This is a genomic window from Rheinheimera sp. MM224 (genome assembly GCF_947090785.1).
Taxonomy (GTDB): domain Bacteria; phylum Pseudomonadota; class Gammaproteobacteria; order Enterobacterales; family Alteromonadaceae; genus Pararheinheimera.
In genome coordinates, this window is record NZ_OX352320.1 from 1616481 (window position 1) to 1628658 (window position 12178).

Below are 12178 nucleotides of genomic sequence, written 5' to 3' on the forward strand. Positions count from 1 at the left end.
GCTATGAAAATCAAACGCTTTGTTGCCAAAGATATGCGTACCGCTCTGACAGAAGTCAAAGAGTTTTTAGGCCCTGATGCTATTATTCTGTCGAATAAAAAAGTGGCTGGCGGCGTTGAAATTGTAGCGGCAATAGACCCGGAAGCCGCGCCATCTGTGGTTGTGGCTGAACCTGCAGTTGCAGCTCAGCCTGCGGTAGGTAGTCGTTTGAATATCAAAGTAGATGATGAGCCAGAGCAAGTGCCTGCCGATTCTCTGCAAGCTTTATTAGCCCGTCAAATTAGTAAACAACCTGCAGCTGCTCAGGCTATCTCTGCCAATAAAATGGCGGCTGCAAAAACTGCTGCAGCGACCAACGCGCTATTTTCGGTTGCAAATTCAACACCTTCGGATAACGAACGTCAATCTTCCGACGCACCAGTGGTCAACCTGACTGAATTGACACGTTATCAGGAACAGCAAGCCAAGCTGATGCAAAAACAGTTTGATGCGATGCGTAGTGAAATGTCGTCGATGAAACAACTGCTGCAACACCAGGTCTCAGGTTTAATGTGGCAGGATTTAGCGCGTCGTGAGCCTGTGCGTGCCATGGTGATTGAAAAACTGCTGGCTCTGGGTTTATCTGAACCAGTGGCTGATCAAATTGCCTGCTTTATGCCAGAAGATATCAGCGATGCTGAAGCATGGGACAGTGCGTTAGAGTTATTAACAGGGCAGTTGATCACCACCAATGACGATATTATGCGTCGTGGCGGCGTAGTGGCCCTGGTTGGTCCTACAGGCGTAGGCAAAACCACGACTGTGGCAAAGCTTGCAGCTCAGTTTGCTAAACGTCATGGGGCGGATCAGGTGGCTTTAATTACCACAGATTCATTCCGCATTGGTGCTTACGAGCAGTTAGCTACTTTTGGCCGTATTATTGGTTGTCCGGTAAAACAGGTCAAAGACAGCGAAGAGTTAGCGACGCTGTTAAATCAGTTACAACAACGTAAATTAATTTTGATTGATACCGCAGGTATGAGTCAGCGTGACGTTCGTCTTGCTGAAAAACTTGCGTCTTTAGTGCATAATTCGCGTGTTAAAATAAAAAGTTATCTGGTATTGTCTGCAACATCTCAAGCTCGCGTGATGCAGGAAACCGTTGAACATTTCAAACGTATTCCATTAGCGGGTTGTATTTTCACCAAACTTGATGAATGCTTAAGTTTGGGAGAAATCATTAACGTGGCAATACAAAATGCGTTACCGGTCAGTTATTTGACCAACGGCCAACGAGTCCCTGAGGATATCGAGATGGCCGAAGCGAAAACAATGGTTGCCAAGGCAGAGCAGTTACGGACCTCTAACAGTAGTACGGGTTATCAGTGGTATTCAGACACGACGGCCCGGGTGGAAGGAACCTATGCATAATCTTCCGATGAATGATGATCAAGCCAGTGGCCTGAGAAGAATGAAGCAACAACAGAAACAACAGATTGTAAAAGTCATAGCAGTGACAGGCGGCAAAGGTGGCGTGGGTAAAACTAACGTTACGCTGAACCTTGCCATGTCTATGGCTCAGCTTGGAAAAAAAGTATTGGTGCTGGACGCTGACCTGGGGTTAGCGAACTGTGACGTAATGCTTGGACTTAGGGTGCAAAAAAACTTATTTCATGTGTTGTCTGGCGAAGCAGAACTGGATGACATTCTGATTGAAGGGCCTTTTGGTATCAAAATTGTACCAGCGACTTCAGGCACTCAATCCATGACCGAATTAAAGCCAGTGGAACATGCTGGTCTTATCCGTGCTTTTAGCGAAATGCGCACCCGTTTTGATATTTTACTGGTGGACACAGCTGCTGGTATTTCCGATATGGTATTAAGTTTTTCCCGCGCTTCACAAGACGTGTTAGTGGTGGTCTGTGATGAACCTTCTTCTATCACTGATGCTTACGCCTTAATGAAAATATTGAGCCGTGAACATGGTGTGCAGCGCTTTAAAATTGTTGCCAATATGGTTCGCAGTTTAAAAGAAGGGCAGGAGCTTTTTGCCAAGCTAAGCCGGGTGACAGACAGATTCCTTGATGTCACATTAGAGTTGGTCGCGACTATTCCATTTGATGAAAACGTCAGAAAAGCGGCACGTAAGCAGAAAGCTTTTGTGGATGCTTTTCCAAAAACTCCGGCCTCTTTGGCGATTCGTACTTTGGCCACCCGTGCAGTGCAGTGGCCTGTACCACCCGTCGCATCCGGGCATCTCGAATTTTTTCTGGAACAACTGGTACAACAACCTGAAGCGAGAGGTCTGGTTTGAATAGCAAACTTGCGGCCTACGGTGCCGCTGATCATCTGACTCAAATGGTTGAACGGCATGCGCCTCTGGTTAAACGTATTGCCTACCATTTGTTGGCCCGCTTACCTGCCAGTGTCCTGGTCGATGACCTTATTCAATCCGGTATGATTGGTCTGATCGAAGCTGCAAAAAACTTTGATGGCAGTAAAGGTGCAAGCTTTGAAACCTTTGCCGGTATTCGTATACGCGGTTCTATGCTGGATGAAATCCGTCGTGGTGATTGGACTCCGCGCTCTGTTCACCGCAATTCCCGTATGATAGCTGAAGCTATTTCTGAACTTGAATCCGAACTGGGTCGTGATGTAAAAGATAGTGAAGTTGCTGAAAAACTTGATATATCTTTAGATGAGTATCATCATATGCTCAGTGACGCCAGCAGTGGTCGCATTATTGGTATCGAAGATCTGGGCATCTCGGATGATGTGTTGGTCACGGCAAATGATAAAGATGACGATCATTTGTACGAACAACAGGCAACTGATGCATTTCAACAGGCGTTGATAAAAAATATCAGTAGCTTACCGGAACGAGAAGCTATAGTGTTGTCGCTGTATTATAATGACGAACTAAATTTGAAAGAGATTGGTGCTGTGCTGGATGTCAGCGAGTCCAGGGTCAGTCAGATTCATAGTCAGGCGCTGGTGCGCTTGCGCTCCAGAATGCAGGATTGGTTGTAATAGTTTGAGTTAGTCCAGCTTGGGCTCTCACCGGAGGGGATTTTGGATAAGAATATGAAAATTCTTGTGGTTGATGATTTCTCAACCATGAGACGCATTATAAAAAACCTGTTAAGAGATCTTGGCTTCACTAATGTGTCTGAAGCTGATGATGGCAGCACGGCTTTGCCTATGCTGCAAAACGGTGATTTTGATTTTGTTGTCACAGACTGGAACATGCCAGGTATGCAAGGTATTGATTTGCTGCGTGCAATTCGTGCTGATGCCAGACTGAAGCATATTCCTGTGTTGATGGTTACCGCTGAAGCGAAAAAGGAACAAATCATTGCAGCTGCACAAGCTGGTGTGAATGGATACATCGTCAAACCTTTTACTGCTGCAACCTTACAGGAAAAACTGGCTAAAGTATTTGAACGCCTGGGTTAAACCGTAACTGACAAAGGAGTACACCATGTCTGTAGCTACGGCACCCTTGATTTCATTAGAGCAGGCCCGTGAACTGGTTCAGTTGCTGGAGTTCGGCGAAACCGACGCGGCGAACGAATTGGTGCAACAGCTGGCTGTACCTGGCTCCTCCGAGTTATTTGCCGAGGTTGGAAAACTAACCCGGCAACTGCACGACTCGCTGAAAAGTTTCCAAATTGACCCATCCTTAAGTTCTTTGCTGGAAGATGATATTCCGGATGCAAAAAAACGGCTGAATCATGTTATTGATATGACAGAACAGGCCGCGAACAAAACCATGGACGCGGTTGAAAACTGTCTTCCTATCGCTGATGAACTCAACTCACACTTACAATCTATTTTGCCAAATTGGCAGAAATTGATGAGTCGCGACTTAAAAGTCGGTGAGTTCAAGGCCTTATGTCATAATCTCGATGGCTTTTTGCATCAGGCAACAGGAAACTCTGCTACCTTACATGCACGGCTGACCGAAGTATTGATGGCGCAGGATTATCAGGATTTAACAGGTCAGATTTTACGGCGGGTCATTGAATTGGTCCGGGAAGTGGAAGACAGCTTAATTGGTTTATTAACGGCCTTTGGTCAAACCAATTTAAGTATGGAAGAACGACCAGCAGCCGTATCGAAAAAACCAAAAGCAGGTCACGAAGCTGAAGGCCCTATTATTGACGCAGCAGAGCGTGATGACGTGGTGTCCGGTCAGGATGATGTGGACGATTTATTATCAAGTTTAGGTTTCTAAAAGGGGAGCTGTAGCATGGGCTTTGATTTAGATGAGGATATTTTACAGGATTTCCTAGTCGAAGCCGGCGAGATCCTTGAACTACTGCAAGAGCAGTTGGTTGAGTTGGAAAATAATCCGGATGACGCAAATTTATTAAATGCCATTTTCCGTGGTTTCCACACCGTCAAAGGTGGCGCTGGATTTTTATCGCTGACTGAATTAGTTGACGCCTGCCATGGCGCCGAAAACGTGTTTGATATTTTGCGGACCGGCAAACGTCGTGTGACCGCAGAATTGATGGATGTTATTTTACAGGCCCTGGATGCAGTCAACGCTATGTTTGCCGATGTGCAAAACCGCGAACCTCTGACTCCAGCTGACCCCGCTATTATCGAAGCTTTGCATCGACTGAGTATGCCTGAGTCGGAAGACGAACATGCTCATCATGCTGTGGCCTCAGAACCAGAACCTGAAATCAGCATGGAAGAGTTTGATGCTGTGGTCGAGTTTGCAGCTGCTCCTGCTGTCGAAAGTTCTTCTTCCATCGACGAAATCAGTGATGATGAATTTGAGTCATTGCTTGATGAATTGCATGGTGCCGGTGCGCCTGGCCGTGATACTTCAGCCAACTTGCCTCCGCCTGCCGTGAAAGAAACGGCCAGTGAAGATATTACTGATGATGAGTTCGAAGCTATCTTAGATCAGTTGCATGGTCAGGGTTCTTTTATTCCTGGCGAAGCCGCAGTTGCTGCATCTAAGCCAGTTGAAAAAGCTCCTGCTAAACCAGCAGAAAAAGCCAAAGCGGCTTCTGGTGATGATATCTCTGATGACGAATTTGAATCCTTGCTGGATGAATTGCATGGCAAAGGCAAAGCGCCTGTTGCGGTAGTGCCTGCTCCTGCGGCAAAAGCTCCTGAACCAGTGAAAGCAGCAGCGCCTGCACCAGCTGTAGCTAAAGCAGCTCCGGTAGCGGCAGCTCCAAAAGATCCAGATGCCGATCCAAAAGCTGCAGCCAACCAGCCAGAAACTACAGTCCGGGTTGATACCAAGCGCCTTGATCAGATCATGAACATGGTCGGTGAGTTGGTGCTGGTACGTAACCGTCTGGTGAGCTTGTCTGGTTCTGCTCAGAACGAAGAAATGAGCAAAGCCATTGCAAACCTGGATGTAGTCACCGCCGATTTACAAGGCGCTGTGATGAAAACCCGGATGCAGCCGATCAAGAAAGTATTTGGTCGTTTCCCACGCGTGGTTCGCGATTTAGCCCGTTCACTGCAAAAGGACATTAACCTTGAGCTGGAAGGGGAAGAAACAGATTTAGATAAAAACCTGGTGGAGGCTCTGGCCGACCCATTGGTCCACTTAGTGCGGAACTCGGTTGACCACGGTATTGAAATGCCGGACGTGCGTGTTAAAGCGGGTAAACCTCGTACAGGTTTAGTCAGACTGGCGGCCTCTCAGGCTGGTGATCATATTTTATTGACCATCCAGGATGACGGTGCTGGTATGGATCCGGAAAAACTGAAAGCCATCGCCATTAAACGTGGTGTGCTGGATCCGGATGCAGCTGCGCGTATGTCGGATACCGAAGCCTTTAACCTGATTTTTGCCCCTGGTTTCTCGACCAAAGAGCAAATTTCCGATATTTCTGGCCGTGGTGTGGGTATGGATGTGGTGAAAACCAAAATTACCCAACTGAACGGTACCGTACATATCAACTCGAAACTAGGTCAGGGTACTTTATTAGAGATTAAGGTTCCTCTGACTCTCGCCATATTACCAACCTTAATGGTGATAGTGGGTGAGCAGACCTTTGCCTTGCCGTTGGCAACAGTCAATGAAATTTTCCACCTTGATTTAGCCAAAACCAACAATGTTGATGGCCAGTTGACGATAGTAGTCCGCAATAAAGCTATTCCATTGTTTTATCTCGAGCATTGGCTGGTTAAAGGCTCAAGCAAGAAGATAAAGCGCGAGCAAGGCCATGTGGTGATAGTGCAAATAGGCACACAGCAAATTGGTTTTGTGGTGGATTCTCTGATTGGTCAGGAAGAAGTAGTGATCAAACCTCTGGATGCGTTATTGCAAGGCACTCCGGGTATGGCGGGCGCTACTATCACATCAGACGGCGGTATAGCGCTGATCCTGGATGTACCTAATCTGCTGAAGCATTATGCAAAACGCTCCAAAATTAAATTTGATCGCTTTGACAAATTCTCAGCTTAAGAGAGTGCACTATGACCATCAGGGTATTAGTTGTTGATGACTCCAGTTTTTTCCGTCGCCGTCTGACGGAAATACTGAGTCAGGATGCCGAGTTAGAGGTCATTGCCACCGCCAATAATGGTAAAGAGGCGGTGGAAAAAGCTTTAGCTTTACGTCCTGACGTTATTACGATGGACATCGAAATGCCGGTGATGGATGGCATTCAGGCCGTGCGCGAAATCTTAAGGGTGCAGCGCACGCCTATATTGATGTTTTCTTCGCTGACGCATGAAGGTGCCAAAGCCACTTTAGATGCATTAGAAGCTGGCGCCATCGATTTTCTACCGAAAAAATTCGAAGACATTGCCCGCGACAAAGCAGAAGCCGCTGATGTCTTACGTCAGCGCGTCAAAACAGTAGCCAGACGTCGAGTGATCAGCAGACCGTCCAGTTTAACTGGCTCTGCAAGCTCAACTTTAGCGTCAAGGACGCCATTGACGCCTCCGGCAAGTTCTTCAGCCATACCTGCAAGAGCACCTTTAGCTCAAAGTCTGGCCGCCAGAGCTTTAGCTGAACGTGCTGAATTGCAAAGTCGTGCTTCTGAGCGTGCAGAAACTCACCGTTCAGGCAGCTTTGATTCCAGCGGTAAAAACTACAAACTGGTTGCCATTGGTACGTCCACTGGCGGTCCTGTCGCTTTGCAACAAATTATCACCGCTTTGCCTGCCAATTTTCCTTTGCCTATAGTGCTTATCCAGCATATGCCTGCAGCCTTTACCGGCGCTTTTGCCAGCCGGTTAAATGGTTTAGCAAAAATTGAAGTGAAAGAAGCTGCAGACAACGATATTTTGCGCCCCGGTGTGGCTTATCTGGCACCTGGCGGTAAACAAATGCTGGTAGATGGCAATGAAAACCAAGCCAGATTGCGGGTTCGTGAAGATGATTCGCCCCGTATTACCTTTAAACCCAGTGTGGATATCACCTTTGGTACTGCAGCAAAAGTCTTTAATGACAAGGTGCTGGCTATAGTACTGACAGGCATGGGCTCTGATGGCCGTGAAGGCGCTCGTTTGCTGAAGCAATCCGGTTCACGTATCTGGGCGCAGGATGAAGCAAGTTGCGTGGTGTATGGTATGCCACAAGCTGTGACTGCTGCTGGTTTAACCGATCTTGAAGTGGCGTTATCTGACGTGGCAGCCCGTATTGTGGCTGAAGTAGGTCATGGATAAGCTTACCCTTGCCGGCATCATCATTGCGTTAGTGGCTATTGTCGGTGGGTTCAGCCAGGAAGGCGGCGATGTTTTTACCTTGTTGCATTGGCCTGCATTTTGTATCGTCTTCGGTGGTACTTTAGGTGCTGTGCTTATTCAAAGCCCTGCTTCGCAGTTTCGGTTAAGTATGAGTTTGCTGCCGTGGGTTATTACCCCTCCTAAACTGGACTTCGACTCCACTATTGAACGCATTACCCAGTGGGGCCACTCTGCACGTTTACAAGGGTTTTTGTCGTTAGAGCAAGATGCGTTAAACGAAGAAGAGCCTTTATTAAAACGGGGATTAAATTTATTGGTCGACGGCACTGAAGCCAAAGTGCTGCAGGATATTCTGGATACAGAGTTGCATCTGGAGAAAGAACGTTTATTGCGGGCAGCTAAGGTGTTTGAAGCTATGGGCGGCTACAGTCCAACTATAGGTATAGTGGGTGCTGTTCTTGGTCTTATTCTGGCGTTGTCTAACATTTCTAATCCGGATGAGTTAGGACAGGGGATAGCCACGGCTTTTGTTGCTACTATTTATGGTGTGGGTTTAGCTAACTTTGTATTTATACCTGTATTTAATAAAATCAAAGTATTAGTAGAAGAACGGGCATTGTTTCATTCGATGGTGATCGAAGGTTTGTGTTCTATAGCGCTGGGCGAAAACCCACGCAGTGTCGAATCCAAGCTGCTGGCTTACAGAGCAAATTAAATGTACAGGCCACGCCGCTCTGTCGCTGTTGAAGCGGATAAATCAGATACAGAACGTTGGTTGGTGTCCTACGCCGACTATATGACCTTGTTGTTTGCTCTTTTTGTGGTGCTTTATTCGATGGCTACCATGGAGCGTGAGCAGTTTCAAAAACTGCAGGACACTATTTCCAAGGTGTTTGTTGAAGCTACGGATAAAAAAGAGACGGGTATTCAGGGGCAATCGGTTCAACCTGATATCCATCCACAAAGTGACTTTGAATTATATGGTTCAGGTTTAGAAGAAGCGACAGGCCCGACTTTGTTGGCCGACAACGCTAAACTGGAACAGATCGACAGCACAAAATTGGGCAGTCCTTTGGCTGCAATGCAAAAAGACATCAACAGAGCTTTGCGTAGTCTGGTGGAGTCTGATTTGGCTAAGGTCACACTGGACGAAGACTGGCTGACCATTGAACTTAGCAGTGGCTTGTTATTTAGCAGCGGCAGTGCCAGTTCAAATAGTTCGGCTTCTGCGGTGATGACCGAACTTACTGCTATCCTGAAGCAGACAGACAACTTTATGAGGGTGCGTGGTTATACTGACTCAGTGCCTATCCGCACCGAACAATTTCCGTCGAACTGGGAATTGTCAGTTGCGCGGGCTGCGTCTATAGTCCGGTTATTGGAACAGTTAGGCATAGCACCACAACGTATGGCTATTGAAGGCTACGGGCAATATTCCCCTTTTGCAGAAAACAGCACTGCACAAGGGCGCAGCCAGAACCGTAAAGTAGTGATAGCCTTATCTAAATATGCATACGAGCCTGTTGTGGTTGAAGCGCCTGAACCAGTCGCACCGGACAGCGCAGCAGAACAAGTAGCTGAAGAAGCTGCACAACAAGAACAGAACAAAATACGGGTGATCCGCTTACCTCATGGTGGCATACGGATCACAACCAGACCGCCCGAGCCGGGCGAAGAAGAGCCACCTATACAGCAGGAACAGTAAATTGGTTGTTTGGACTATCGCAAATCAAAAGGGTGGAGTTGGCAAAACTACCACGACAGTCACTTTAGGCGCTTTGCTTGCACAGCGTGGTCATCGCGTTTTACTGATCGATACTGACCCTCACGGCTCTCTGACGTACTACTTTGGTATTGATGCCGAAGAGTTGGAAGTCAGCGTGTACGATATTTTCCTGCGCGGTAAAGACATTACCGGCGAAGAAATTCTGCAGTCCATGTGTCCAAGTGGTATGCCTAATCTGGATATTCTGCCGACCTCTATGGCACTTGCTACCTTAGACCGTTCTCATGGTCAGCAAGGGGGCATGGGCCTGATCCTGAAAAAGGCGCTGCAAAAAATAGAAAATGATTACGACTATGTGCTGATTGACTGCCCACCTGTCATTGGTGTGTTGATGGTCAATGCCATGGCCGCCTGTGACCGTATTTTAATACCTGTACAAACTGAGTTTCTGGCATTAAAAGGCCTGGACCGGATGATCGCCACTATGCAGCTGATGCATAGTTCGTCGCCACAGGATTATGCTTTCACCATAGTGCCGACTATGTACGACAAAAGAACTAAAGCATCACTGGATGCCTACAAAGCACTAAAAGCTCAGTATCAGGAAAGGGTTTGGTCGGCCGTTATTCCTATTGACACTAAATTCCGTGACGCCAGCCTGGCTCAGACTCCACCTCCTGTATTCGCGCCAAAATCGCGGGGTGTGTTTGCTTACAATACGCTGCTAACCTATTTACTGCAGTTAGCACCGGAGAATTAAGATGAGCGATTTACAAGCCAGCCAAAAAGTCATGAAGCATTATCTAAATGCTTTATTGACGGATGACGTGGTCGAAACGCCTATTCAGGAAGCAAAAAAACAGCAACTGAATGAACTGTTGGCTCCGGTATCAGCTCCGGTTATTGCGCCTGTTAAAGCCCCGGTGATAGCAAAACCGACCGTCGTAGCTCCGGTAGTAGCCCCAGTTGTCAAAGCTCCGGTAGTTGTGCCAGCCGCACCTGTTACTGAGCAGGTGAAAGTTGCTGCTCCTGTAGTTAAAGCAGCAGCGCCTGTGGTAAAAGATTACAGAAAAGGCCGTTTTCAGGCGCTGTTTTTTACAGTGGCAGGTTTAAAAGTGGCTTTACCTTTAAAGGCGCTGGGCGGTATTCATAAAATGATGCCTATCAACTCATTACCAGGCCAGCCTGAATGGCTCAAAGGTGTGATGTTGTACCGTGAACAAAAAATCAATGTGGTAGACACTGCGCTTTGGGTGATGCCAGAAAAATATGATCAGGGACTGGCAGAAAAGCTAAACTATCAATATGTTATTATGCTGGGCAATAGCCATTGGGGTCTGGCCTGTGATACTTTGGTCAACACAATCGCCTTAGAGCAAGACGAAGTAAAGTGGCGTGAGACCGAAGGCAAAAGGCCATGGCTCGCTGGTTTAATTAAAGAACATATGTGTGCTTTGCTGGACGTCGACGCCCTGATTGCCTTATTGGCAAAGGGAATGAATAGTCAGCACTGAATAAGAATACTATACCCAATTAACTTGGTGTTGCAGAGAGGCGACAAGCTTGTGAGTCCCCGGGAGCATAGTAAACTATGTGATTGGGGCGAGATGGCGCAGTCAACAAAGCTGCAGCTTCAAGTCTGACGGGTATATAAGAATTTAACCTCTGGGTAGGAGCTAGGCATGAGTAATTTAACAGCACAATCTGGCAAAACTAAAGAAGTCACAGACTTAGTGCTGCAATGGGTGACCTTTAAGCTGCAGGAAGAAACCTACGGTATTAACGTCATGCAGGTGCAGGAAGTTCTGAGATATACAGACATAGCGCCTGTTCCTGGTGCGCCAGATTATGTGATGGGCATTATCAATTTACGTGGCAACGTAGTCACTGTGATTGATACCCGTGCTCGTTTTGGTTTACCACCATCAGAAGTCACTGACAACAGCCGTATTGTGATCATCGAATCAGAACGTCAGGTCATTGGCATTATGGTCGACAGCGTGGCTGAAGTGGTTTATCTGAAACAATCAGAAATTGATACAGCTCCAAACGTAGGCACAGACGAAAGTGCCAAGTTCATCCAGGGCGTATCGAATCGTGACGGCGAATTATTAATCCTGGTGGATCTGAATAAACTGCTGTCCGATGACGAATGGGAAGAGATCCGTAGTATTTAATGGCTAATTTTCTGACTGACTTTTCATGGATATGGCTGCTGGGGATCGCAGCCATTTTGTTGCTTTCTGTAGTGATGGCTGTGGTTGCTTCACGCCAAAGTAGAAAGCTGCTGGCTATTATCAACGAAAATGCTGCCGCCAGCTGGCAACAGCAACAACAGATTGAGCAACTGCATCAGCTGCTGGAGCAACAAGTTGTGCAGTTAAAACGCTCGCATCAGGATGTGGAAGAATTGCGTTCCACCGTTATTGGTGTGGGACAAAGAGTACTGAGTTTAGAAAGTCATTTAGGGCAGGGCATGCAGCAAGTAGCTGAACTGGCCGAACAACAAAAATCCATGCATTTGTTTGATCCGGAATCAAAAATTTACAGCAGAGCGATGAAAATGGTTCATTTAGGCGCCAGCCTGGATGAAATTATGCTCGAGTGTGAACTTCCTCAGGCTGAGGCCGAACTGCTTTTTAACCTGCATAAACAATCTAAATAGCTCATTTCGTTGCAATAGTTGATGAGTTGTTAGTTATTTCACTTTTATCAAATTACAAATATTTACAAGTTAGTTACCTTTATGTGACCTATCGGGAAAGCCATGATATCTCTGGAAAAATCGCCATAGTTGTC

General features: G+C 46.9%; 13 protein-coding genes. All 13 read left to right on the forward strand.

What is annotated here, in order from left to right; all coding sequences use genetic code 11:
* The first annotated feature begins 3 nt into the window (after positions 1-3).
* The 13 genes from flhF (at position 4) to OM978_RS07855 (ending at position 12044) form a co-directional block, all read left to right on the forward strand.
* Positions 4-1410: a flagellar biosynthesis protein FlhF gene (flhF, locus tag OM978_RS07795; RefSeq protein WP_264346277.1), complete on the forward strand. Its 1407-nt coding sequence runs from the start codon at positions 4-6 to the stop codon at positions 1408-1410.
* Positions 1411-1417: 7 nt separating this feature from the next.
* Positions 1418-2293, forward strand: a complete 876-nt coding sequence (locus tag OM978_RS07800) for a MinD/ParA family protein (RefSeq protein WP_319633908.1) — start codon at positions 1418-1420, stop codon at positions 2291-2293.
* A gap of 44 nt (positions 2294-2337) precedes the next feature.
* Complete coding sequence (locus OM978_RS07805; RefSeq protein ID WP_233008986.1) at positions 2338-3009, forward strand: RNA polymerase sigma factor FliA; 672 nt, start codon at positions 2338-2340, stop codon at positions 3007-3009.
* 42 nt (positions 3010-3051) lie between these two features.
* The gene (cheY, locus tag OM978_RS07810; RefSeq protein ID WP_233008834.1) at positions 3052-3435 is read left to right on the forward strand and encodes a chemotaxis response regulator CheY; all 384 of its coding nucleotides are present in this window, start codon (positions 3052-3054) and stop codon (positions 3433-3435) included.
* Between the two features lie 25 nt (positions 3436-3460).
* Complete coding sequence (locus tag OM978_RS07815) at positions 3461-4216, forward strand: protein phosphatase CheZ (protein WP_264346279.1); 756 nt, start codon at positions 3461-3463, stop codon at positions 4214-4216.
* A gap of 15 nt (positions 4217-4231) precedes the next feature.
* A complete protein-coding gene (locus OM978_RS07820; protein WP_264346280.1) occupies positions 4232-6424 on the forward strand; it encodes a chemotaxis protein CheA in 2193 nt (730 codons plus the stop codon).
* A gap of 11 nt (positions 6425-6435) precedes the next feature.
* Positions 6436-7632, forward strand: coding sequence for a protein-glutamate methylesterase/protein-glutamine glutaminase (locus tag OM978_RS07825; RefSeq protein ID WP_264346281.1), 1197 nt, complete (start codon positions 6436-6438; stop codon positions 7630-7632).
* Complete coding sequence (locus OM978_RS07830; RefSeq protein WP_264346282.1) at positions 7625-8368, forward strand: flagellar motor protein; 744 nt, start codon at positions 7625-7627, stop codon at positions 8366-8368. Before OM978_RS07825 ends, OM978_RS07830 begins: the two co-directional genes overlap by 8 nt.
* On the forward strand, positions 8369-9358 hold the full coding sequence (locus OM978_RS07835) for a flagellar motor protein MotB (protein ID WP_264346283.1): 990 nt from the start codon (positions 8369-8371) through the stop codon (positions 9356-9358).
* Position 9359: 1 nt separating this feature from the next.
* The gene (locus tag OM978_RS07840) at positions 9360-10139 is read left to right on the forward strand and encodes a ParA family protein (RefSeq protein ID WP_233008846.1); all 780 of its coding nucleotides are present in this window, start codon (positions 9360-9362) and stop codon (positions 10137-10139) included.
* A 1-nt stretch (position 10140) separates the two neighbouring features.
* Positions 10141-10893, forward strand: a complete 753-nt coding sequence (locus OM978_RS07845; RefSeq protein WP_264346284.1) for a chemotaxis protein CheW — start codon at positions 10141-10143, stop codon at positions 10891-10893.
* Positions 10894-11061: 168 nt separating this feature from the next.
* Positions 11062-11556 (forward strand): chemotaxis protein CheW, encoded by a 495-nt coding sequence (locus tag OM978_RS07850; protein ID WP_127021573.1) that lies wholly within the window; start codon positions 11062-11064, stop codon positions 11554-11556.
* Positions 11556-12044 (forward strand): DUF2802 domain-containing protein, encoded by a 489-nt coding sequence (locus OM978_RS07855; protein ID WP_264346285.1) that lies wholly within the window; start codon positions 11556-11558, stop codon positions 12042-12044. The genes OM978_RS07850 and OM978_RS07855 overlap by 1 nt, the downstream gene beginning before the upstream one ends.
* Positions 12045-12178: the final 134 nt, after the last annotated feature.